The sequence below is a fragment of the Bacteroides celer genome (assembly GCF_002632415.2).
GTDB lineage: Bacteria > Bacteroidota > Bacteroidia > Bacteroidales > Bacteroidaceae > Bacteroides.
The window spans coordinates 4,530,280-4,556,326 of the sequence record NZ_CP178209.1; the positions used below are offsets into that span (position 1 = coordinate 4,530,280).

17 protein-coding genes are annotated in these 26,047 nt (G+C 46.3%); 12 read left to right on the plus strand and 5 right to left on the minus strand.

Translation table 11 applies throughout. The annotated features are described in order from the left end of the window. Positions 1 to 69: 69 nt before the first annotated feature. The 3 genes from CJF29_RS18510 (at position 70) to CJF29_RS18520 (ending at position 5,493) form a co-directional block, all read left to right on the plus strand. The gene (locus CJF29_RS18510) at positions 70 to 960 is read left to right on the plus strand and encodes a YitT family protein (protein WP_004301761.1); all 891 of its coding nucleotides are present in this window, start codon (positions 70 to 72) and stop codon (positions 958 to 960) included. Between the two features lie 72 nt (positions 961 to 1,032). Then, positions 1,033 to 4,374, plus strand: a complete 3,342-nt coding sequence (locus CJF29_RS18515) for a glycoside hydrolase family 2 TIM barrel-domain containing protein (protein ID WP_413544506.1) — start codon at positions 1,033 to 1,035, stop codon at positions 4,372 to 4,374. Positions 4,375 to 4,404: 30 nt separating this feature from the next. Beyond that, positions 4,405 to 5,493 (plus strand): phosphotransferase enzyme family protein, encoded by a 1,089-nt coding sequence (locus tag CJF29_RS18520; RefSeq protein WP_099147407.1) that lies wholly within the window; start codon positions 4,405 to 4,407, stop codon positions 5,491 to 5,493. A gap of 162 nt (positions 5,494 to 5,655) precedes the next feature. On the opposite strand, the gene CJF29_RS18525 is transcribed toward CJF29_RS18520, so the two are convergent. The 5 genes from CJF29_RS18525 to CJF29_RS18545 form a co-directional block, all read right to left on the minus strand. Next, positions 5,656 to 6,321: a DUF3256 family protein gene (locus tag CJF29_RS18525; protein WP_099147408.1), complete on the minus strand. Its 666-nt coding sequence runs from the start codon at positions 6,319 to 6,321 to the stop codon at positions 5,656 to 5,658. Between the two features lie 44 nt (positions 6,322 to 6,365). Then, positions 6,366 to 7,268: a DMT family transporter gene (locus CJF29_RS18530; RefSeq protein WP_099147409.1), complete on the minus strand. Its 903-nt coding sequence runs from the start codon at positions 7,266 to 7,268 to the stop codon at positions 6,366 to 6,368. A 22-nt stretch (positions 7,269 to 7,290) separates the two neighbouring features. Next, on the minus strand, positions 7,291 to 8,100 hold the full coding sequence (gene truA, locus CJF29_RS18535) for a tRNA pseudouridine(38-40) synthase TruA (protein WP_099147410.1): 810 nt from the start codon (positions 8,098 to 8,100) through the stop codon (positions 7,291 to 7,293). A gap of 47 nt (positions 8,101 to 8,147) precedes the next feature. Beyond that, positions 8,148 to 12,266 (minus strand): response regulator, encoded by a 4,119-nt coding sequence (locus CJF29_RS18540; protein WP_099147411.1) that lies wholly within the window; start codon positions 12,264 to 12,266, stop codon positions 8,148 to 8,150. Positions 12,267 to 12,406: 140 nt separating this feature from the next. Further along, positions 12,407 to 13,045 carry a DUF5033 domain-containing protein gene (locus tag CJF29_RS18545; protein ID WP_099147412.1) on the minus strand — a complete coding sequence of 213 codons (639 nt, stop codon included), beginning with the start codon at positions 13,043 to 13,045 and terminating at the stop codon, positions 12,407 to 12,409. 453 nt (positions 13,046 to 13,498) lie between these two features. Between CJF29_RS18545 and CJF29_RS18550 the strand changes: the two genes are divergently transcribed. From CJF29_RS18550 to CJF29_RS18590, 9 genes are all read left to right on the plus strand, one after another. Beyond that, entirely contained in the window at positions 13,499 to 14,068 is a 570-nt protein-coding gene (locus CJF29_RS18550) for a DUF3575 domain-containing protein (protein WP_099147422.1), read from the plus strand. Positions 14,069 to 14,081: 13 nt separating this feature from the next. Continuing rightward, positions 14,082 to 15,530, plus strand: a complete 1,449-nt coding sequence (locus CJF29_RS18555) for a DUF3868 domain-containing protein (RefSeq protein WP_099147413.1) — start codon at positions 14,082 to 14,084, stop codon at positions 15,528 to 15,530. 680 nt (positions 15,531 to 16,210) lie between these two features. After that, a complete protein-coding gene (locus tag CJF29_RS18560; RefSeq protein WP_099147414.1) occupies positions 16,211 to 17,482 on the plus strand; it encodes a fimbria major subunit in 1,272 nt (423 codons plus the stop codon). 124 nt (positions 17,483 to 17,606) lie between these two features. Further along, positions 17,607 to 18,719, plus strand: coding sequence for a FimB/Mfa2 family fimbrial subunit (locus CJF29_RS18565; RefSeq protein ID WP_099147415.1), 1,113 nt, complete (start codon positions 17,607 to 17,609; stop codon positions 18,717 to 18,719). Between the two features lie 11 nt (positions 18,720 to 18,730). Continuing rightward, entirely contained in the window at positions 18,731 to 21,865 is a 3,135-nt protein-coding gene (locus CJF29_RS18570) for a BACON domain-containing protein (protein ID WP_099147416.1), read from the plus strand. 469 nt (positions 21,866 to 22,334) lie between these two features. Then, complete coding sequence (locus CJF29_RS18575) at positions 22,335 to 23,204, plus strand: hypothetical protein (RefSeq protein ID WP_141561032.1); 870 nt, start codon at positions 22,335 to 22,337, stop codon at positions 23,202 to 23,204. Between the two features lie 58 nt (positions 23,205 to 23,262). After that, positions 23,263 to 23,523, plus strand: coding sequence for a hypothetical protein (locus CJF29_RS18580; RefSeq protein WP_099147418.1), 261 nt, complete (start codon positions 23,263 to 23,265; stop codon positions 23,521 to 23,523). Positions 23,524 to 23,763: 240 nt separating this feature from the next. After that, a complete protein-coding gene (locus tag CJF29_RS18585; RefSeq protein WP_099147419.1) occupies positions 23,764 to 24,261 on the plus strand; it encodes a hypothetical protein in 498 nt (165 codons plus the stop codon). A gap of 21 nt (positions 24,262 to 24,282) precedes the next feature. After that, positions 24,283 to 25,935, plus strand: a complete 1,653-nt coding sequence (locus CJF29_RS18590; protein WP_099147420.1) for a flotillin family protein — start codon at positions 24,283 to 24,285, stop codon at positions 25,933 to 25,935. Positions 25,936 to 26,047 lie beyond the last annotated feature (112 nt).

Below are 26,047 nucleotides of genomic sequence, written 5' to 3' on the forward strand. Positions count from 1 at the left end.
TTCTCCCCCAAAGCCGGATTATTCATGGGTTCGTGTTTGAACATTTTATAGATTGCCATAATCACGTTTATGAAAACAGCTATTCCAAAGCCTTCTAAGCAAAGCATTATCCGTGAAGCCAGAGATTATGTAATGATTGCCATCGGCATGATTTTGTATGGTATCGGTTGGACCGTTTTTCTGTTGCCTAACGATATCACCACCGGGGGAGTACCGGGTATTGCTTCTATCGTATATTGGGCCACAGGTTTTCCGGTACAATATACGTACTTCAGCATCAACTTCTTCTTGCTGCTACTAGCCCTCAAGTTGCTGGGACTAAAGTTTTGCATCAAAACTATTTTTGGTGTATTTACCCTCACCTTCTTTCTGTCCGTCATTCAAAAATTGACAGCAGGTTTCGGGCTTCTCCACGACCAGCCCTTTATGGCATGTGTCATCGGAGCATCCTTCTGTGGAGGCGGCATAGGTGTTGCTTTTTCGGCTAATGGAAGTACGGGAGGTACAGATATAATTGCAGCCATCATCAACAAATACCGGGACATCACATTAGGAAGAGTCGTGCTCATCTGCGATATGATTATCATTTCTTCCAGTTATTTTGTCTTAAAAGACTGGGAAAAAGTGGTGTATGGGTTTGTAACTCTTTATATTTGTAGTTTCGTTCTCGACCAGGTAGTGAATAGCGCCCGCCAATCCGTACAGTTCTTTATCATATCTAACAAATATGAAGAAATAGGACGGCATATTAACGAATATCCACACCGGGGAGTAACGATTATCAATGCAACCGGCTTTTATACAGGACGAGAAGTAAAGATGATGTTTGTATTAGCCAAGAAAAGGGAATCGCCTATCATCTTCCGGTTGATAAAAGACATAGACCCGAATGCATTTGTATCGCAAAGTGCTGTCATCGGAGTGTATGGAGAAGGATTCGATCATATCAAAGTAAAATAAAAAAGAAATGAAAAACCAATATTGAGAAACATGAAATTTCGACCAACCCCCAACTTATTAACAGGCATTTTCATGGGAATATTTTCCCTGACAACACTTAGTACAATGGCTGAGAAAGCCGTGAAACCTTATTGGCAGGACGTGCAGGTAGTTGAAGTCAACAAAGAGTATCCACGTACTTCTTTTATGACATACAACAATCGCGCTGATGCCTTGAGTGGCAAGTTCGAACGAAGCAAGTATTACCGCTTGCTGAACGGAACCTGGAAATTCTACTTTGTAGACTCTTATAAAAAACTTCCCGAAAACATTACCGATCCGAACACCAATACAGATTCGTGGGATGATATTCAGGTGCCCGGCAACTGGGAAGTACAAGGACACGGAATAGCCATCTACACCAATCATGGTTATGAATTCAAACCGCGTAATCCACAACCTCCTACTCTTCCCGAAGCCAATCCAGTAGGAGTTTATCGCCGGGACATCGATATTCCGGCAGACTGGGACGGGCGGGATATCTACTTGCATCTGGCAGGAGCTAAGTCTGGCGTATATGTATATATCAACGGACAAGAAGTAGGATATAGCGAAGACTCCAAGAATCCGGCAGAATTTCTTATCAACAATTACGTGAAGCCGGGAAAGAACGTACTTACAGTTAAAATCTTCCGTTGGAGCACCGGTTCCTATCTTGAATGTCAAGACTTCTGGCGTATGAGTGGTATTGAACGCGATGTTTTTCTGTATTCACAGCCTAAAGCAGCTCTCAAAGATTTCCGAATTAAGTCTACGCTGGACGACAGTTACAAAAATGGAATCTTCGGTTTAAATGTCGATTTGAGAAATCACGAAAAGGCTGCAACTAATCTTACATTAGTTTATGAACTATTAGATGCACAAGGAAAAGTTGTAGCTACTGAAGAGAAGACAGCCTATATTCCATCGAACGAAGTACGTACACTTTCTTTCGATAAGAATCTGACAGATGTCAGCACATGGACTTCCGAACATCCGAATCTATACAAACTGTTGATGACAGTAAAAGAGAATGGCAAAGTCAATGAAATCATTCCTTTCAATGTAGGATTCCGCCGGATTGAGATCAAGCCTATCGAACAGAAAGCTGCTAACGGAAAACCGTATGTCTGCTTATTCATCAATGGTCAGCCTCTGAAATTGAAAGGGGTAAATATCCACGAACATAATCCGTCAACAGGTCATTATGTAACAGAGGATTTAATGCGCCGTGACTTCGAATTGATGAAACAGCATAACTTAAACAGTGTACGCCTTTGCCACTATCCGCAAGACCGCTGTTTCTATGAACTTTGTGATGAATACGGACTTTATGTATATGATGAAGCCAATGTGGAAAGCCACGGAATGTATTATGATCTCCGGAAAGGCGGTTCACTGGGTAACAATCCCGAATGGCTGAAACCGCACATGGATCGTACCATCAATATGTTTGAACGTAATAAGAATTATCCGAGCGTTACATTCTGGTCGCTGGGAAATGAAGCCGGAAACGGATATAATTTCTATCAGACTTATTTGTGGTTGAAAGAGGCAGACAAAGACCTGATGGATCGTCCGGTCAACTACGAACGTGCTCAATGGGAATGGAACTCCGATATGTATGTTCCGCAATATCCGGGTGCCGACTGGCTGGAAAATATCGGAAAGAATGGTAGCGACCGTCCTGTAGCTCCTTCGGAGTATGCACATGCCATGGGAAACTCCACGGGAAACCTGTGGGGACAATGGCAGGCAATTTACAAATATCCGAATCTCCAAGGTGGATATATCTGGGACTGGGTAGACCAAGGTCTTCTCCAAAAAGATAAGAATGGAAGAGAATACTGGGCCTACGGAGGTGACTTCGGCGTAGACGCACCTAGCGATGGTAACTTCCTCTGCAACGGTCTTGTCAATCCGGATCGTGGTCCGCATCCGGCAATGGCTGAAGTGAAATATGTACATCAGAATGTAGGTTTTGAAGCAGTAGATGCCGCAGCCGGTATATTCAAAATCACCAACCGTTTCTATTTCACTAACCTGAAAAAATATCAGATTCACTACAATGTACTTGCTAACGGAAAGACAATAAAAGGTGGAAAAGTATCTTTGGATATTGCTCCGCAAGCCTCTAAAGAATTCACCGTACCGGTAAATGGTCTGAAAAACCAACCGGGAACAGAATATTTTGTCAACTTCAGTGTAACAACCACAGAGCCTGAACCGTTGATTCCAACCGGATATGAAATTGCATACGACCAGTTCCAACTTCCTATCCAGGCAGAGAAGAGTATTTATAAAGCAAACGGTCCGGCATTGAAAACAACGACTCAAGGAGATGAATTAATCGTTTCTTCCTCCAAAGTAAACTTTGTATTCAACAAGAATAGCGGATTAGTAACCTCGTATAAAGTAGATGGTACAGAATATTTCAAAGACGGATTTGGTATTCAGCCTAACTTCTGGCGTGCTCCTAATGATAATGACTATGGTAACAGCACTCCTAAACGTTTGCAGGTATGGAAACAATCAAGCAAAAACTTCCGCGTAACGGATGCTACTATGACAGCAGAAGATAAAGCAGTCTCCTTAAATGTAACTTACTTACTGGCTGCCGGCAACTTGTATGTTGTCACTTACAAAATCTATCCGAACGGAATAGTTAACGTAAATGCCAAATTCACATCAACGGATATGCAGCCTACAGAAACAGAAGTTTCCGAAGCTACCCGCATGGCTACATTTACCCCCGGAAGTGATGCTGCCCGTAAGGCTGCCTCCAAACTGGAAGTCCCCCGTATCGGTGTGCGTTTCCGCTTGCCGGCACAGATGAACAATGTACAATACTTTGGCCGTGGCCCGGAAGAGAATTATATCGACCGTAATCACGGAACGCTCGTTGGCGTATATAAGACAACAGCGGATCAAATGTACTTCAACTATGTGCGTCCACAGGAAAACGGACATCACACAGATACCCGTTGGATCGCTTTATCTCCTAATAAAGGAAACGGCCTGGTGTTGGTAGCGGACAGTCTTATCGGTTTCAATGCCTTGCGCAACTCTATCGAAGACTTTGACTCTGAAGAAGCTCTGCCCCACCCTTACCAATGGAATAACTTCAGCCCGGAAGAGGTTGCCAATCACGACGAGAACGCTGCCCGCAACGTATTACGGAGAATGCATCATGTCAACGACATCACTCCCAGAGATTTCGTTGAGGTTTGTGTAGATATGAAGCAACAAGGAGTAGGCGGATATGACAGTTGGGGTGCTCGCCCGGAACCTTTCCACCAGATCCCGGCTAACCGTGATTACCAGTGGGGCTTCACATTAGTACCCGTTCGCTCGGCTAACCAGGCCAACGAAGCTGCTAAATATGATTATCGATAACCTTAGTATAAATTTTTAAAGAAAAAAAACATGAAAGATTTATCTAGCATCGTAGCTAAATTTAAAGTCCAAGGTACGATAGAAGAAATCAAACCTTTGGGTGCAGGACTTATCAACGACACTTATAAAGTAAACACCAAAGAAGCAGATGCTCCCGACTATGTTTTGCAACGCATCAATCATGCTATTTTCCAGAATGTAGAAATGCTTCAATCCAATATTACCGCTGTTACCAATCACATTCGCAAGAAACTGACGGAAGCCGGAGAATCGGATATAGACCGCAAGGTGTTGAGTTTCCTCGAAACAGGAGAAGGTAAGACATACTGGTTCGACGGTGACAGCTATTGGCGTGTGATGGTATTCATTCCACGTGCAAAAACGTATGAGACGGTAAATCCCGAATATTCCAACTATGCAGGCGAAGCCTTCGGTAACTTCCAGGCTATGCTGGCCGATATCCCGGAAACATTGGGTGAAACCATACCCGATTTCCACAACATGGAGTTCCGCCTCAAACAACTACGTGAAGCCGTTGCAAAGGATGCTGCCGGACGGGTATCAGAAGTGAAGTACTATTTGGATGAAATAGAGAAACGCGCAGATGAAATGTGTAAAGCTGAACGTTTATATCGTGAAGGAAAACTTCCCAAACGCGTTTGCCACTGCGATACGAAAGTGAATAACATGATGTTCGACGAGGATGGTAAAGTGCTTTGTGTCATCGACCTGGATACGGTAATGCCTAGCTTTATATTCTCCGATTATGGTGACTTCCTACGTACAGGTGCCAACACAGGTGATGAAGACGACAAAGACCTTGATCGTGTAAACTTCAATATGGAAATATTCAAAGCGTTTACCAAAGGCTATCTGAAAGGAACCAAATCATTCCTGACTCAGATCGAGATTGAGAATCTTCCTTATGCGGCCGCTTTATTCCCATACATGCAGTGCGTACGGTTCCTGGCAGATTATATCAACGGAGATACTTATTATAAAATCAAATATCCGGAACATAACCTCGTTCGCACCAAAGCACAATTCAAATTACTTCAAAGTGTGGAAGCAAACACACCGGAAATGATAGCGTTCATCAACGAATGCTTATTAAATTGAGAATTGAGAATTAAAAATTAAGAAATAAGCTACGCTGTGGTATAGCTATTTCTGGATATTCTCAAAATTTAAAAACATAAGGCAACTAATTCTTTACGAGTTAGTTGCCTTTTTGATATCTTTAATCAGAGGGATTATTGAATAATCCCTATTTCTCAATTTTTAATTCTCAATTTTCAATTTAATAAATGCTCCATTTTTCCAATGGTAGACTACAGGGCGGCGGAGAAACGGTTTCAGTTTCTCTGCTGTTTCTTTTGACATATAGTCGGGGGTTGTTAACGTAAGTGTCAGTTCCGTATTTTCTTTATTAAAATCGGCTTTCATCAATAGCATATCTGCCGAACGGCGTGCTTCATCAAACTCATAAACTCCTGCTGAATCGGGAGCATTCAGAAAATCATCCATCAGGGGCAGGGTAATAAAGAGAGATGTTGTAAGCGGTTTCCAGTCGTCCGTATAGAAATGGATGCTGCTATCACAGGCAGGAGCACAAACAGTAGAAACTGTACAGATTACGTTCGTTGAATCATTTAATGCCAACACTTTCATCTGCCAGGTCGATTGAGCTGACATTTGCATACGGATATAGTCTTTACCAAGATCAGTCATCTCCGACTTCTTGCCAAAACGGTTTTCTACTTGCGCTTTCATCTTACTTTCCAGAAAGTCTATGCAATCTTCACGATTCACCTTTGTAAGCAAGGGACTTAGAGAATCCGGCATATTCACAAACAACGTTTTGGCCTCTTGTGCCTGAAGAGCAGTCGAAACAAAAAGTCCGACAGCAGAGAAGAATATAGTGATAACAAGTTTATTTATTTTCATATCTATCTTATTTAACCTATGACAAACAGTCTTGTGTAACTGTTTTAACTTTTAGACCCCAAATATAAGAATATCATTCCGATTAACACCAGTATAAGGTCAATCGCTTTGCTTTTTAAATTCTTTTCACGGAAGAAAAGCGCACCGAAAGTGAAAGAAACAACCACACTTCCCCGACGCACCATCGAAACGATAGAAATCATCGAATCGTCGTAACTTAATGCGTAAAAGTAAACAAAATCGGCAGCAGAAAGGAAAATGGAGATCAGGATAATCGTCCAATCCCAGTGGAACGGAGTAGTGGACTTTCTTTTAGGCCACCAAAGCAACAACAGGATAGGACACATGATAAACACCTGATAAACATTATACCAGGATTGCACCAGCATCGGATTCAGAGATTTCATCAGATATTTATCATACAAACCGCTGATAGCACCTGTAATGGCAGCCAGTACAATAAAAAAGATCCATTTGTTATGCTTAAAATCAATTCCTTCTTTCTTTCCCGAACGGCTCAACATAAAGAAGGAGACAATGGCCAGCATCACACCAATCCATTGATAGAGATTCAACCGTTCACCGAATACCAGCATAGCACCCACAAGCACCATCACCGGACGGGTGGCATTGATAGGTCCTACAATAGTCAAAGGCAGATGCTTCATTCCGAAATATCCGAATATCCACGAAGACAACACGATGAATGACTTGATAATGATATATTTATGCTGTTCCCATCCGGCAACCGGGACATTGAATATCGTTCCGTCCAATAAATCAGGTTGATATGCAGAGAACAGAATAAACGGCAGAAAGATGAGACTGGAAAAGAATGTATTTAGAAACAAAACAGGAAGTACTGCATTATCTTTCAACGATTTTTTCTTGAATACATCATAAAAGCCCAGCAAAGTAGCCGAGAGGAATGCTAATAATAACCACATGAGAATATTTATTATTTACCAATTATAAGTTATCAGCGACAGACGGTTCGCCAGTTATGGATGATTGCCGGTCATCACATTCAAATATACTTTCAGGGTATGCCACATAGACCAGGAACAGAGCATTTCCCGGAACGGAAGTCCCTGCCTTGCAGCGGTCTTGTTGTTCGATAATCCGTCGGAATCCTTCAACAGTCAGTTTCCCGCGTCCCACTTCAATGAGTGTGCCTACGATGGCTCTCACCATGTTCCGCAGAAAACGGTCGGCACGGATGGTAAACACCCAAGTGTCGTCTTCATCCGTCGCTTTCGTCCATTCGGCATGTGTGACGCGGCAGTTGTTCGTCTTTACGTCCGTATGCAGCTTGCTGAAACTGGTAAAGTCCGTATATTCGTACAGGGTGCGTGCAGCCTCGTTCATTCGTTCATAATCCAACGGGGTGAAAACACGACAACGATATTGACGGTTGAAGGGGTATTTCGAAGTCGTCACATAATAGTTGTAAGTTCGCGCGATCGCGTCAAAACGGGCATGGGCATCCGGTCGAACCCGGCACACACGATAGATGGAAATATCGGGAGGCAGCAGACGATTTAATTTGTCGGCAACCAATGCCGTATCCAGCAGCCCGTCAAAGTCAAAATGAGCGACCATCAGCGAAGCGTGTACGCCCGCATCCGTCCGTCCCGCCCCTATCACTTCTACTTCACGACGCAGAAAAGCAGACAAGGCTTTCATCAGACATTCCTGCACACTAATCCCATTCGGTTGAATCTGCCAACCGTGATAGTTGGCCCCGTCATAAGCCAAATAAATAAAGTACCTTTGCACGCTTATTCCTCTTTTTAGGTTTGTACAGTGCAAAAGTACTCATTTTTTCATTCATAAGTAGAAGGTGTCATGCCAAAAGCATCTACAAAATGTTTCCTGAAGGTAGGAATATCGTTATACCCCACCATCTCCGCCACTTCCTGAACCGCATATTGCTTGGTTTTCAACAAGACCGCCGCACGGCGCATACGCACTCCCCTGACTAGTTCGATGATGGTATAATCCGTTTTCATCTTGACCTTCCGATATAAGGTCGGCTGGCTCATGTTCATTTCCGCCGCCAGTTTCTTCACGCTGAAGTCTTCCTTGCAGATATTGTCTTCCACAATCTTGATGACCGAACTGATGAACGAATCTTCCACCGTCACGTTTCCGTCCTCCAAATCCGCTTCGCCCATCTCCATGGCATCCGTTCCCGGCAGCATGAACAGCTTCGTATACATCTGCTTCAAGGCGAGACGACCGTTTATCAGATTCCGGACTTTCGCCTTCAGCACTCCACAGACAAACGGTTTCAGCAGATAATCATCCGCCCCTAAATCCAAGCCACGTATGATATCTTCCTCTTCCACTCTGGCTGTCAACATAATGATAGGAATCCCGCACGTTTCCAATCCTTCCTTTATCTCCCGACAACATTCAAATCCGTCCTTCACCGGCATCATCACATCGCAGATAATCAAATCGGGCAACTCCTTTACAGCCATATCAATGCCTTCCTGCCCATTGGTCGCCATCAGCAAGTTATACTCTTTGGAGAACAGTACTTTCAGGTAAAGGCGAATGTCTTTCTGGTCTTCCACAATCAGCAAGGTCTTTCTCGACTCGGAGAAAGCCGGCAGCCCAGTGTCTTCGAGAACAACGGCCGATGTCTTGTCACTCGCAAATCCTATTTCCACAGTTCTCTGGCTTTCCGACTCTTCCTGCTCTTCCGGCTCGACGAAAGACAGGTTCGGATCGCTCTCGAGGACAGCCCTGTCCAACGGAAGATTCACAATCACCTTTGTCCCTTTGTCGACACTGCTTTCAATCTGAATTGTCCCGTGATGCATTTCTACGATTTGCTTCATAATCACGTAACCTACTTCCACCATCACCATGCCATCACCGAAAAGTTCGTCACTCAGACATAAATCCCTTGTCTTCACCTGAACTTTGGCATCATCCTCCACCGTCAGCGAAACACAAGGCGTTTGTTCGCACAGCGTTTCACACACCGTCAAAGACACCTTGCCGGCATACTTGGTATGCGTGAGAGCATTCGTCAGCAAGTTGTGGATGATAAATTCCATTTTCTTCCTGTCCACATAGACTACCGTGTCTTTCTTGATTCTCCGGTCATAGTGGAACTGAATGGGATATACTTTAAACAATTCACGTATATCAAACAATTTGTCCTCCACCAGTTTTCCGACTTGGTAAGGAGCGACTGCCAGCTTTTCATCCAAATTTCCATATTCATAGACTGCCAGCAGCTGGTTGCAAGTATCCAGCATACGCAGCGAATTGCGATAAGCTATCTGACCGCGTTGCAAAAAGTTCTCAAATATGGCATGATCTTCCAACATTTCCTTCAAGGGAGCGATAATCAGCGACAACGGAGTGCGCAGTTCCTTCACGAATACCGCCAATAACCGGTTCTGCAAGGTCTCCATCTCTTGCTTCCGTTCCTGTTTCATCTTCTCACGAGACAGGGTATTTCTCAATAACAATTCGCGGTCGCGCTCCAGCCGATTGCGTCTTTTCCTTCTGCTCATAAAACTATATCCCCAAGCCAACAGTAGAAACAACATTCCCCCATAGCACCAATAAGCCCATCGGGAACGATACCAGTCTGGCTTTATCCGAATAGGGATCTGCATCACTTCGCTCTCTTTCGCATCCGGATACACTAACTTTACTTGCAGAAGATATTCACCAATCGGCAATTTGCTATAGGATAAATCCTGCCCAAGCAGTTTCGTTTGCCATTCGCTTTCTTCCGGAAGCAGACGGTAGGATAACTTGCGCTGCAACATACCATAATGCAAATCAGAAAAATAGAGACTAAAGTCATGGTTTTTCGAGTTAAAGACCAAACTGTTTTGTTTTTCAGGGGAAACAGAGAGTATTTTCTGTCCGTTCCACTTTTCTCCTGCCAAAACTGCTTTCCCGTTCATTTCCACTCCTGTCAACATGAGCTTCTTCCTTCCACTTTGTGATTTGAACACTGCCGGATCAAAGAAAAGGAGCGTCCACGAATCTGTCCACAGCAGCCGTCCATCGTTCAAGCGACATCCGGATATGCAGTTTCCTACGGACAAATAGTTATAAAAGTTGCTTTGTCCGTTCTTGATGATTCCAATACCGATGTTTCCTCCTGCCCAGGTGTTACCGATCTGATCATCCACCATGCAGCTGACATATCCGCTGATCAAGCCATGATTCAAAGTATAGACCGTCTTTATCCGGTCGATGTCTTTTTCATCAATACGAGCGACGACATTTGAATAAGCCACATATATCTGATTCGAATTATTCACGTAAAGCAGTTGTACAGGCATCTCCTCCAATCCACACCCTTTTTCGTACCCCTCTTTCCAATGAGCATGAGAATCAGTATCGGAATATTCGAGCCTTTTCACTCCCTTGCTTGTTCCTATCCATATAGATCCTTCCTTATCTTCCGCTATCGTAAAGACTCCTCCCAACGCTTTTCCCGGAGGTTCGATCTTTCGGCATCTCCGGGTTTGCGGATCAACCAACGCCAACCCACCCGACGTAGCCACCCACAAGCGGTTTCGCGAGTCCATGCAAAATTGCGAAATAGAAGTATCCCACCGCTCTCCCTTTTCGGTGACCAGGCTGAAGGTGACCGCCTCATCCGTCAACGGATTAAGCCTTACTACCGTTCCATGATTGTTGCCCAACCAAATGTATCCGTTTCTATCCTTATATATTCGATTGTGTCCATCAAACAAAGCCGCTCCCTTCCATTCTTCAAAATGAGTTCGGGAAGATAACGAAGGACTCACGCTTTTCATCAATGTTCCATTAGACATCATCAACCAGACATACCCTTGTGCGTCTTCCACCATTCCATTGATTCTTGCCCGGAGTTCTTGCTGCACCCGGTATATCTGCTCACTGATGTCAAATTTAACAAGTCCTCCACCAAACGTACTGACCCACAATATTTTCTGTTGGTCATCCCATAATGCTCCTGTCATCTTACGTTCTATGTTCGAATAGAAAGGCTCTACGTCGGTCACCACCAAGTCTAAGGAGTAAGGGCTCTCGCATAGTTTTTCATTGTCAAAGTCCAGACGAAACAATCCGTCCCAAGTAGTCACGAAGAAGGTCTGTTTGTCTTTACAGATAAGTTTGGTCACGTACAAACCGGAAAAATCACAATGCCCCACAGTTCTTATGGGAATAATACGGTCACTATGCCTTTTGAGATCATAACAGATCAAATCGTTCCATAACCTGTCAATCCATAAATAACCATTGGTGAGGAACAGCCGACTGACTGCTCCATATTCCCCTATCAAGGAAGTCTTCTTATCAGCAATGCCATAGCAGATGACTTTTTTTCCGCCCTGCGTGAAGAAAAGATTCCGCTTTCCGTCAGCACACAAGTTGGCTATTTTTCCTTTCACCAGAGGTTCCGCTTCCATCGTGCAAAATACAAAGTCCGTTGTTTCCTTTTCTTTCTTCCGAACAACCCGTGCCCGAAATAATCCATCAGAAGTGACCAGATACAAAAAACCGTCGTTCCAGCAAAAGTCAAGGATACTCCTCAAACCTACAGACCGATTGAACCTTACCGGAAGGTATTTCTCTTGTTCCTTATCAAAACAAATGATTCCTCCCAGATACAGTTGGATATAAAATAACCCGTCCGAAGACTCTTTCAAAGATTTCACCGCTTGGTACAAAGGTCTGGACAAGTGATCGGTGCTGAAGACTAACGGATGGTCACGAAAATGAAATCCGTCGTAACGGGTAATACCTTGATCGGTTGCAAGCCACACAAATCCATCTTTTCCGTAACAAATATCATGGATGGTGTTGTTCGTCCCATTTTTAATAGCTACCGGCTCCGGACTCCAACTGAAATTTTGAGAGTAAGCCCCGCAAACTCCCAAAATGAATACTAAAATAAACAGGGGTATTCTTTTCATAATAGAAGGCTTTTTGTTTATGCTATTCCACAGTGCTAAAGATAATTATAATCTAAAAGAAAAGCAAGACACATACCCTATTTTTGTGAATAATCCACAATATAACCTATTCGTCAACCCCTATCACCGCATCTTGCTCTCTACCGATGCATTTTGGCAAGCACAAAGCTGTAAGTTCCTCGTCCCGCCGTGAAATCATAGTTACCGGAGAAGCTGACCGGCACTTTCACCAGATAATCATCCATGTCGCTCACACGGAAATAGAGATAGGAAGTCGAGCTGAACGAGTTGCCGCCATCGGCCGTCGCTGTCAGCGAGGCTCCGTAGCCTTTCCAAAAGAACAAATCCGTCTCACAAACATAGGTAGTACCCACGTAATAAACCGTTTCCTCTTTCATAATCAAATTTATGAACACGCTCAAGGCGAAGTTCTCCAACAAAGCACCGCTTCGCGTCCGGGCCTGATACTCCGCAGTCATCCGGAGCGTTTTTTTATCACTGCCGCTTCCATAATATCCTTCCGTATCTTCCATGCTACACTCTTGAGAATGCGTACTGTTGCGCTGAAGTGCTTCCAGTACACTACGCATTTCTTCCAACGTAACGGAAGGCACCTCGTCCAACTGCTGACTGTCATTCGCAGCCAGCTCAATGCCATACAAAGACTTCATGGATTCAAAAACGGAAACGCCTTCTACAGCCGTTTCACTTTCCGACTGGGAACACGCAAAAATAACCATGGTGATAGCACACACAAAAACAAATCGAATACTTTTCATTCTGTTTCCTCCTTACTCATTGTTTAAAATGCGAATTGCCGTTTCATCCTGCAATCCGACATCTGATTGATATTGTTGTTCGCTTGTGTTCCTCAGGAGGGAATCTTTCTTCTATTAATTAGCTGCAAACGTAGGCATTTTCTTCAAGACAAGAAACTTTTCGAGGAACAAAATGAATTATTTACCATTCTTTAATGAACGAAACGCAACGTTTACAAGCCGTTAGCCTATATCTGCAACTATTGGACCACCTATCAGGCGTGATTCATTCACCTAACACGATTGAAATGCCGACAATAGGGAAACGACTGATACACCCTCTCTCGAAGAAGGAAACGCCCCCTCCTTATTAATTTCCATTGAAAGAGGACGGTAGAAAGATGAATACGCCAATGAAGAAGAACAACGGATATGACTACATTTGGAGAAATAACGAACAAAACCCATCAAGCGATGAAAAAGAAAAGAATTTTAATCCTGCTCACCACTCTGTTCGCTTCTACCTTATTATATAGTCAGGTAGTCGGAATAAAAACGAACCTCGTCATGGATGCACTGAAAATCATCAACCTCGGAGCAGAGGTCGGGCTAAGCAAGAAGTTAACCCTTGACTTGTATGCCAATTACAATCCATGGAAGTACAAAGACCAGAAAATGATGAAGATGCTGGCTTTTCAGCCGGAACTTCGGTATTGGTTTTGCGACAAGTTCAATGGCCACTTCGTAGGCGCGCATCTTCACGGCGGCTATTATCAGGCTGCCGGCATTGATATGCCATGGGGAATCTGGCCGGAACTGAAAGACCATCGTTTCAAAGGGCATTTCTACGGTCTGGGTGTGTCCTACGGTTATCAATGGATACTGGGCAAGCACTGGAATCTGGAAGGAAATATCGGCGTGGGCTATGCGCGCGTCAAATATGAGAAATACGAATGTAAGACGTGCGGAGAAAAAAAGGGCGAAGGACACAAGAATTACGTGGGTCCCACCAAAGCTGCCGTCAGTTTGATTTATTTATTCTAAAAGCAAGACAAATATGAAAAAGCTCTTATGTATACTCTTCTGCCTGCTGTCCGCATGGGGCGGCAAGGCGCAGACCCTCTACAGAGACCAGATACGGGTGGACAAACTGTCTGTTACACGCAGCGACGACAACTGCCTGACCGTCCACATGAATCTCATCTTGCAGGAGAAACTGGAGCTAGCCTCCAACAACTCCCTCACGCTGACTCCCTATCTCGAAGCGGAGGGACGGACAAAGACCTTGCCTTCCATCATGGTGTACGGGCGGAAACGCCAACTGGTCAATCAACGAAACAACCGGCAACCCGAACTGGCATACGCCGTCATCCGCCGCCAACGGCATGAAAGGCAAAAGACTGACTATCTGGTGCAAATCCCATACGAAGCATGGATGAGCCGCGCCAACCTGAAACTGAATATCGACGTATGCGGATGTTGCGACGAAATAGACAAGAACAGCGGTGAAAGGATTGCCCAACTGAATATCGCTCCGCTGAAATTGCAACCCGCCATCGCTTACATCACTCCAAAAGCGGAAGGGGTGAAGCACCGTGCCGTAGAGGGGACTGCTTACCTTGACTTTCCGGTGAACAAGATTATTATTTATCCGGAGTATCGGCGCAACTCGACCGAACTGACCAAAATACGGAACGGCATCGATACGGTGCGCAATGACAAGAACACCCGGATCACCGGTATCAGGATACACGGTTATGCCTCCCCCGAAGGGAGTTACGCTGTCAACACGCGTTTGGCAAAAGGACGTACACAAGCGTTGGTGGATTACGTGACTAGTTATTACAATTTCGACCGTTCTCTGATTGCTTCCGAATATACACCGGAAGACTGGGAAGGATTCCGCAAGTTTGTCGAAGCCTCATCCATGGACAAAAAAGAGGAGGTGCTCGCCACGATGGATCATCCGGCAATGACTCCCGACGAGAAGGAACGCAAGATAGCCGCACTGCTCGGACCGCAAGCCTACCGCCACTATCTGCTGGACGAATGTTATCCGGCACTGCGCCATTCGGACTATACGGTCAGTTACACCGTGCGCGGCTTCAACCTCGACGAGTCCAAGGAGATTATCAAGACCCGTCCACAGCAGCTTAGCCTGGAGGAGATTTATCTCGTGGCACAAAGTTACGAACCCGGAAGCGAGGAGTTCAACCACACATTCCAAGTGGCAGCCGTCTTGTTCCCGACTGATCCGACTGCCAACCTCAACGCCGCGGCTATGGAAATCCAAAAAGGAGGTGACCTGACTGCCGCCAAGGCGCATCTGGCGAAAGCAGACCCGAAAGCTGCGGAGACGATGAACAACCTTGGAGTGATCGCCCTGTTGGAAGGAGACTTGACAACTGCCGAAAAATACTTTGAAGAAGCGAAAGCCGCCGGACTGGTATCTACGGCAGAGACCAACCTGAACGAACTGAAGAAAAAACAGAATTACCCTCACTAACGCAATTGCTATCCGCATCCTAAATATTCAACAAGCAAAACAAACAACATTTCCCGTTCATTTCCCCTTATTGATAATGGAGTAAACGCACGACCTGTGAAGGTGGTGCGTTTCTTGTTTCCCATGGGGGGATGTTCACCACCGATGAACGTGCCTTAGCCCACCGGACTTCCATCGGACTCTATTTTGCTCCTTCGCTATCATCGTTCCGGCCATTTTTCAGGCCAAGGGAAAACATAAGCCAAGTAGGCAGATTATTCACCCTGCCTGACATATCATTCAGAAACGAACAAAACACCCACGGCAAAATCCGCCAACGACAGTTTAAAGAAAACACCATGAAGATTGACAAGAATGCCGATTGCCGATTCCCCTTCCGCCCCGTATCTTTGTCACATCAATGAAAGAAGGAACTTCCTTCCGCCATACACACTTTAAACAAAACATATAGAAGTATCAACCAATAAACAAAACAGTGCCTATAAGAAGAAAACCGCAAATCTAACGGAAGCGTCTCTACCTTATCTTACATATAAGGACTTCCAAAATTCCAACCGGAATAAACCTATCACAGATGAAACAAGCCCCTACATTATTATCCAATAATGACTCTCTCCTCCCAAAGGAACATTCTAATAAAACAAAAGCATTCATAAGTATCACTTTAAAACATTAAGACCATGAAGTTCAGAAGTTTATTTTTAGCAAGTCTTGCCGCAATGGCATTCGCATCTTGCAGCAACGAAGAAGAAGCAACTACTGCCATTGACGGTGAAGTTAGTCAAAAAGAAGCCATCGTCCAATTTGGCATCGCATTCGCAGCCAGCGAGACCCGAGTTGCCACAACAGGAACGGACGAGAAAGGAGTTGCAGCTGAAAACACGTTCGTTGACGCAACTATCGTCATCAACCAAGGAATAAACAAAAATGTGCTGACGTTCGCTCACAGCGATTTCCGTCAGACAAGTGATGAAACTTCTCCCAGCATCCTATGGCTGAAAGAGAAAATCGGTGTTCAGGCAGGAGCAGCGGATGTGTACGTATTCTTAAATGCCTCGGCCGATTTGAAAGCTCGCCTGCAATCCACTGCATTTACCAGTTATGCTTCTTTGAAAGAAACCGTTGATTTCTCTACCGGTATCGGTGCATTGGAAGGAGACGGAAAGATAGCGGAATCCGGCAAATTCTTGATGTGCAACGAAAGTGGAACGTCTACGCCTGCTGATCCAATATTTACCGTTAACGAGGTCAACCAACTCACTGTAAAAGTAGCCCGCGTAGCCGCCAAGCTGGAAGAAAAGACTCGGGGCGATAACAACTTCGACGTAACCAATGACCTTACCAACCAGGCAGGAAAAGCATTAAAAGTCCAGTTGACCGGTTTTGCGTATGCAGGCTTGCAACAAGACAGTTGGGTGTTGAAAAACACAAATCCTATAGCTGCCAATCTATATCAGCCTTATGGTCCCAGACAAGCTTACGCTTATCAGCCAATCAACGGCAACCAAGCCAATTACTGCATGGAAAACTTGGCGATCACGCCGACCAACTGGTCTACAACAACCAACATTGTCTATAAAGGAAAGATTACCGTGGATGGAGAGGCAGTGCCGAACCTCTATGTGACTCCGGACATGAAAGCTTTCACCAGCATAGCAGATATGGAAGAGGCAGGAATAAAATATGAAGGAATCACCGAAAACAGCAGCATTGACGACTGCTTGGCTGTAGGTCTGAAAAAGTATGAAAACGGAATATGCTACTATGTAGCCAAAATTGAAACCGCCAATGAAGGTGCCATCATCAAGCGTAACAACATCTACCGCCTCTCGGTCAACTCCATTGCTAATATCGGGATGCCCTTACCGGAAGACACTCCAGATCCTACATTGCTGAGCCTGACTGTAGAAATCACTCCTTGGACTGTCAACCTGAATTCATTTGATCTCTAACCCCTGCATCATACACAAAACAAACTCAAAGCGAGAGAGGGAGCGGTTCACCCCTCTCCCTCTCTATTAAAATTGCCAAACAAAGCAAGACCGAGATCATTCAACCGTAAAAAGGAGGAAAAGCATGAAACGGATATTCACTTACATACAGAAAAAAGCAACGAATGTAGTACATATCACCGTATTGGCTGCCGCAATTGCTTCTTGCGACTCCGTCCTCGACTACGACGACGGCGATTGCAGCATCAAATACCGTGTCAAATTCAAGTATGACTATAACATGAAGAAGGTAGACGCTTTTGCAAGAGAAGTGAAGACTGTCACGCTTTATGCTTTCGACGACAAAGGAAACTTTGTCTACCAGAAAACGGGCGAAGGCGAAATGCTGGCAGACGGTTCCTACTCCATGGCGGTAGACATCGACCCGAAACAATACCACCTGGTGACTTGGGCCGGACTCGACGACCAGTCGTTTGCTGTCCCCGTAATGGACAGCCGTTCTCAAATAGACGACCTTGTTGTCCTCACCCTCCGTGAGACAACCGCCCGCAGCGGAGAAACCGGAGCCGAAGAAGAAGGCAAATTCATCGTGAAGAGACAGCTCTCTCCCTTATGGCACGGAGAAGTGATGAACGGGGAAAACCGTATCAGCACCTCGCCCGCCACAGGAGGAACACGCGAAGAGGTGACCACCATCGGACTGATGAAAAACACCAACCACATCCGCATCATAGTGGCGCAAGTGAACCAGCACCCGGAAACGGAAATTCCGGTTTCGAGGGCTATCCGCAGCGACATGTTCACTTATTCCATTTATGACGACAACGGGAAGATGAACTATGACAACTCCCTGCTGGAGGACAACCTGCTTACCTACGAACCATTCGTCACCGAGACGAGCGAGGTCAGCAGCCGCGCCTTCAGCCGCAGCGACGAGCCTGCCACCTATTCCGCCGCCGTGGCGGAATTCAGCGTAGCAAGGCTGCTGCACACCCAAAATCCGAAATTACGTATCCACCATATAGACTCCGACACCGAACTGCTCCCCAACGGGATGCTCATCCGCTATCTGGAGTTACTGAAGGAACAGAACTTCATAGACATGCCAATCCAGGAATATCTCGATCGGGAAGACAGCTACGGCATCATCTTCTTCGTCAATGAGAATCTGACCCTCCTCAAAACCGCCATTCAAATAAACGACTGGGTGGTCAACCTGAATGAGTTCGAACTTTAAAAGCAAACAAGATGAGAAAATACTTCTACCTATTCACGTTCTTCTTCCTGCAAGCCGCCATCACCGCTTGCACGGACAGCGAAATCTACGATTCACCGGACAACGGTTCCGGCAGCAACGTAAGGATTATCCTCAATGTCCCCGTTGAGAACGGAAAAACGCGCGGGCTGGTTTATGGTTCGGACGAGGAGCCTATAGAAGGCGAAAGTGTCATTAAGGATGTTTACGCGCTGGCATTCAGCAAAAGCAACGGTCGCTATCTGGGAAGGCTGCACTCCTACCTGTCGGCCGGTTCGCTCATAGCGAATATCGATGTCGGTCAAATAGGGATGGATGAGCTGACCGTAGTCGTGCTGACCAACTTGTCGGGTCTGGAAAACGGCAGTGAGTTAATCTACAAAATCAACAACCTCACCCCCGAAAGCGGCACGAAAGAGCAGATATTGAAATCACTCGAATACCGGTTTACCGAGAAATGGACACTGACCGAACGTCCGCTCCCGATGTGGGGGGAAACGGACATACAGCCGGTAGAAGAAGCCACCGTGACGGGCAGCATCAATCTATACCGTTCCGTATCCAAAATCAATGTCGTGGTCAACCTCGGCCAAGGAATCACGGACGGAGATACGGGCACGGACGTGTTCCGGCTGAAAAGTGTCCGCGTATATTATGCACGCACCAGCGGTCTGGCTGGTGCGCTGCACGCTCCGGTGACCAATCCGGAAGGCAGCCCGACCATCACCACGCCTTCTGTTCCTCCCGGTGTGGAGTACTTTCCGAGATACAACGGAGAGGCAGAGAACAATCTGCTGTTCATGAACGTCGTGCCGGAAGGAAGCTATGCCATCGAGAACCGGATTTATACGCCCGAATCGAATCAGAAGAACAGCGTGGAGCCGATGTGTCTCGTCGTAGGCGGTTACTACATGGGCAGCGCACAAGAGACTTTCTACCGGGTAGACTTCAAGCAAGGCAACAAAGGCACGGAGTTTTATGACGCTATCCGCAACCATATCTACACGTTCAACATCAACAACGTCACCCGTCCGGGAACTGACGATCCCGACCCCGCACTAGATCATGTGGTAGTGGGCATGGACGTGACTATCCGGGAATGGAGCGCGGAATGGATGCAAGGCATCGGCGGGCAGTACACACTGGAAGTCAGCACGGGCGGCTTCGTACTGGCGGCAAGCAACACATCCCCGACCGCCAACCGGCTACAGGTAAATACCACGCATAATGAGGCGTGGAGCATCGAATCTCCTTCCGCCGACTGGTTTACGCTGGAAAAAACGGGAACGGGGATCGCCATCACGGCAACCAACAACGAAGGCGGCGAGCGTCGCGGCACGTTCATCGTGAAGAGCGGCAACTTGCATAAAGTGATTACGCTCCGTCAGCGGGGAAAAGGGACAGCCAACAGCTACATCGTCAACGATGACGGAAACCACATCGAGCAAGATTTGATTGTGACCGTCAAAGGCAACGGTGAAATAGGTCTGGTAGCAGACGGCATAACATTGGAAGAGAAAGACCCGTACATCGCCCTAGAAAAGATAGGAGACGTTCAACTGATTTGGGAAACATCCGACGGACTGGTGAGCATCGTGAAGGGCGCGAATGGGAAAGCTGTTTTGGACGAAGCCAGCGGAAGCATCAAGTACAAGGTTGACCTGACCAAGCAGAATACGCACATCGTAGCCAGTAACAGCCTCAACGCACAGAATTACAGAGGCGGAAACGCGCTAATCGGAGCGTTTGGGAAAAACACGGATGGCAGTGTGAACTACAGCGACCTGTTATGGACATGGCATATTTGGGTATGTCCGGACTTGGACAGTAATGGCGACGGCTATGTCAGTGACTCCGAATTGAGTGCCAAAGACCAGGCATGGGTGACCGGATATACGTTCATGGACCGCAACATGGGAGCTTTGAGCAAAAATCCCGGACTGCCTTCTTTAGGATTGCTTTACCAATGGGGACGCAAAGACCCGTTTGTAGGAGCGGCCAAAGTGAGCACCGACCAAAGCAATAACAGGATGTACACCCATCTTCCTCTCCAGGCGCAGGGCTACTATTGGAGAAATTCATCGGGAAACATGAGTATCAATGAGGCAGTCAAAGCTCCTACCACTCTGATCAACGGAACCATTACAGGCGTGGACTATAAATCGCTTTGGGGAACTGCCACCGGACTTGCCGGAGAAGCACATGCCGGAAACAAGACGATATATGACCCGTGCCCGCACGGCTATCGGGTGCCCAATGTGGCTGCGGTAGTGTTCAAAAGTGGAAACAGTTCCAGCGAGACGAATAACTGGTATGACAACAATCGCTTTTGGCCGTATACAACCAATAGCAACAGTAGCGACACTTGGCATCAGGTACTTAACATGAACTCATACGGTTGCTGGCTCCGATATGATTCCAATGATAGCCGGGAAGGTTTAGTGACTTACCAAACATGGAACAATTACGGCACTTCATGGCGTCCCAATTGGAAAGGGGACATAACCGACCCGAGCAATACAGCCAATATAGGTAAAGTTGGATTTACATGGTTACCGCTATCCGGCATCTACGAAGGGGATGTCAACAGCTTCTCCAATCTGGATGGTGAAAATTCACTATTAGTGAACAGCATTATGTGGACGAACTCCTCCGTCAAGATAACCAACGCCCTCGAACGACCTGCCGCCATGTTCCTGCACGGTATTGAGGCCGGCAATAATGGTTCTCGAAACGGGAACCACATACATAAACTGAAAGAAAACGAGAACGCACTGTATGCCAAGCCTCAACACGCCGGTGCGGTACGCTGTGTAAGAGATATAAAAGTGCAAATCGGAGAAGAAAATGCCATCAAGCTGCCTGGAACGATTACTTTGGGAAAGAATGAGGGCAGCACCCAAGCCGCAGAACTGACCTCCCTCATGGACAGTTGGGAAGTGGTAGACCCGGGGGCTATCTGGTTCGTCATGACTCCGGACACAGGTCCTGTCGGCAGCAAGCAGGCACTGACCTTCCGGGCCACGCAAACCAATACAACCGGAAGCGTACGCTCCGCACAACTGAAAATCAGGTTCAACGATACGGCGGGGACTACCAGGACGATCGTGGTGACCCAAGCAAAGTAACCAATGAAACAAACTAAAAACTGTGACAATTATGAAACGCATTGAATCCATCGCATGCTGTCTGTTGCTCATCGCAGGGCTCTTTTCCTGCATGACGGACGATGTGTCTGAAGACTGCCCACACACTGACAGTACGAAGAAAGGCATCGCACAAGTCATGCTCAGCCTGTCTGTCCCCAACAGCCAGCTGCCGTCTCCCGGCACACGCGCCATCAGCGAATCCGGCATCCATTCCCTTTGGCTGTTAGAGTTTGAAAACGGTGCGCTGAAGGAAAAGGCGGACATCACGACGAAATACAACAATTCCAACGGGAAACGTCTCTATGTCGCCATCGAAGAGACTGAACATCCGGTCATCCTGTCGGTAGTGGCGAATGTGGACGTATCAGCCCTCGCCATAGGAACGCCCCAAGCGGAAACGCTACGGAATCTGACATTTGATAACGCAAGCAGTCTCGAATACATCCCGATGTACGGCGAAAGCCAGGAGTTTGCAGGAATCAGCCGGGAAAACGCATACGATACAAGCATCGAACTGGTTCGCGCGCTTGCCAAGATAGAGATTCAATACAGCTCCACACAGACAGCGGAGGATTTTACGTTTTTGGGAATCAAGGTGCTGAATACAAACGCCAAAGGCTACGTAGCAGACATCAACGACATTCCCACGCAACTCCCGGTCGGTGCGGTAGAAGCAAGTCCGGTCAGCGTTAACGAAGGGTTGAAAACCGCTTCCATCTATCTGGCGGAAACACTCAACAATATCCCGAACAAGGTGCAGGTGCTTGTGCACGGGAGATACAGGAACACGGATTGCTGGTATCGGCTGGACATGATAAAGCAGACGGAAGGTACGGAAAACATCGAAATCACCGAATTGAAGCGTAATTACAAGTATGTATTCGCCCTGCAAAACGTGAACTTCGAAGGACGCAGCGAAACGGAAGCCATGAACGGAGAGCCGGACAATAAAGTGTTCGAAGCCAGGGTGATGACCCTCAACGCCGAAGAAGCCGACATTCTGGACATCACCACCGATGATTACTACTTCCTGGGGGTCAACACTTCCACCCTGCAACTGACACTGAACGCAGAAGGCCTGTGCTTCACCAAACTGAAGATTCTGACCAACAACCATCAAGAAGGCTGGAGAATCGTGGATGCCCCGGCAGGCAGCACATTCAGCCCCGGTCTGACCGGTGGAACAGCCCTCTCCGACGAACAAAGGGAAGTTTCGACGATATGGATTTATATCGACAGGAACTTGATACGGAATGACTTTAACTTTTACGTGACTACCGGCAAGATAAGGAAAACCATCACGGTGAGAATGCCGTAACCCTTTCTTCCCCCGTCAGTCCGCATTTCAAAATGTATCACCTATAAAATCTATCACCATGAAATCGAAAGACATCCTACAATTAGAAACGTCGGATACGAGCCAAGCCTATCTGTTTGAAGAAAACGGACGCTGGTACGCCTTCGAACATTCAGCCCTGCGGATTGAGAAATTCATAAAAGGCTTTGCAGACTTCAAGCACAAAGTGAAGGATGCCTGCGGTCATATAAAGGTCGAAATCGACCTTGCCATCTTACACAAATGCTCCGTCACGTTATGTGACGATGAAATGCTTGTACTCAATTGCCCCGAAAACTAGAGGACGCTACTTCCGTAAGCGTACGGACTCATAATCCTTTTGTAGCAGAATCAATATTGTTTGTTTTGTTTGTGTTCCTCATTCCACTTGGATGCGGTCTGTGAAGATAGTGCCAAGTGGATGGGGATTTTTTGCCGTAATGCCGTTACGCAAATTTATGTCCTTTTCCTTTGCTTTATCCACACAAACCTGTATATTTGGAAAATAATTGACCAGTGATTCACTAAACGATTCAAAACCATGAACAGCACCATCTTCCTTATCATTGCCCTTGTCACAACAAGCATCTTCCTCATCCAGTTTGTCTTATCCATCTTCTTCGGAGACATAGATGCAGATGTAGATGTAGACACGGACATCAGCAGCGTCGTCTCCTTCAAAGGGCTTACCCACTTCGGCATAGGATTCGGCTGGTATATGTATCTGGCAGGGAATGCGGGAATCCAGAGTTACGCCATCGGCATACTGACGGGGCTTTTCTTTGTTTTCGCCGTATGGTTTCTCTACAAGAAAGCGTATCAGCTGCAACAAGTGAATCGTTCCGAACCTACCGGACAGCTTGTGGGGCGGGAATGTGTGATCTATTTCAAACAAAGCGGCAACAAATATACCGTACAGGTCAGCCGTGACGGAGCCATGCGCGAAGTAGATGTTACCTCCGAATCGGGGAAAGTCTACCAGACCGGTGACAGAACCGTCATTACCAATTATCAGAACGGAGTCTTATATATCCAATAATCATTCAAAATACACTATTTTATGACACAAGAAATGCTAATCATGGCCGCTATCTTAGTGGCGGTCATCCTACTCACCTTCATCGGTATCCTTTCGCGCTACCGCAAATGCAAGAGTGACGAAGTCCTCGTTGTTTACGGTAAGACGGGAGGAGACAAGAAATCCGCCAAGCTATATCACGGTGGAGCCGCTTTCGTATGGCCGATTATCCAAGGCTATGAATTCCTCTCCATGAAACCGATGCAGATTGACTGCAAGCTGACCGGTGCCCTGTCCGCACAGAACATCCGTGTAGATGTGCCCACCACTATCACCGTTGCCATCAGCACCGATGCGGACGTAATGCAAAACGCCGCCGAACGTATGTTGGGACTAAGCATGGACGACAAACAGAATCTGATTACGGATGTGGTGTATGGCCAGATGCGTCTGGTTATTGCCGACATGACTATTGAAGAATTGAACTCCGACCGCGACAAATTCCTGTCGAAAGTGAAGGACAACATCGACACTGAACTTCGCAAGTTCGGTTTGTACCTGATGAACATCAATATCAGTGACATCCGCGATGCCGCCAACTACATTGTCAACTTAGGTAAGGAAGCTGAAAGTAAAGCACTGAACGAGGCGCAAGCCAACATCGAGGAACAGGAAAAGCTGGGTGCCATCAAAATTGCCAACCAGATTAAGGAACGCGAAACGAAAGTAGCGGAAACCCGCAAAGACCAGGATATTGCTATCGCAGAAACGAAGAAACAACAGGAAATCTCGGTTGCCAATGCAGATAAGGACAGAATTTCTCAAGTAGCCATCGCCAATGCGGAAAAAGAATCACAAGTAGCAAAAGCTGAAGCAGAAAAGAATATCCGTATCGAACAGGCGAATACCGAAAAGGAAAGCCGTGTTGCCGAACTTAACTCGGATATGGAAATCAAGCAGGCGGAAGCTGCCAAGAAAGCTGCCATCGGACGAAATGACGCACAGAAAGAGGTGGCTCTGTCAAATTCAGAACTGGCCGTGACGCAAGCTAATGCCGACAAGCAAGCCGGTGAAGCTGCCGCCAGATCGGAAGCTGCCGTACAAACTGCACGTGAAATTGCCCAGAAGGAGGTAGAAGAAGCCAAAGCACGTAAAGTGGAATCTTCATTGAAAGCTGAAAAGATCGTTCCTGCGGAAATCGCCAGACAGGAAGCTATCCTACAGGCTAACGCCATTGCCGAAAAGATTACTCGTGAGGCAGAAGCACGCGCAAAAGCTACTTTGGCACAAGCGGAAGCAGAAGCAAAAGCTATCCAGATGAAACTGGAAGCAGAAGCGGAAGGTAAGAAACGTTCATTACTTGCTGAAGCGGAAGGTTTCGAAGCAATGGTAAGAGCAGCCGAATCGAACCCGGCCATCGCTATCCAATACAAGATGGTAGACCAATGGAAGGAAATCGCCGGCGAACAGGTAAAGGCATTCGAGCACATGAACTTAGGAAATATCACGGTATTCGACGGAGGAAACGGTGGCACAAGCAATTTCCTGAATACATTAGTAAAGACAGTAGCTCCGAGCCTTGGTATATTGGACAAGCTTCCTATCGGTGAAACAGTGAAAGGCATTATCAATCCGGACAGTAAAACGGAGGAAGAGCCTGCAACGAAAGCTGAAGAGAAGAAGGATAAGAAATAATCCTGCTCCGACAAATAATAGTGCGCTGATGAAAGAAAATGATTGTTCTTTCATCAGCGCACTATTTATATACACATAAACAAAAAAAGTCTTTGAATATTCCCCAATTATT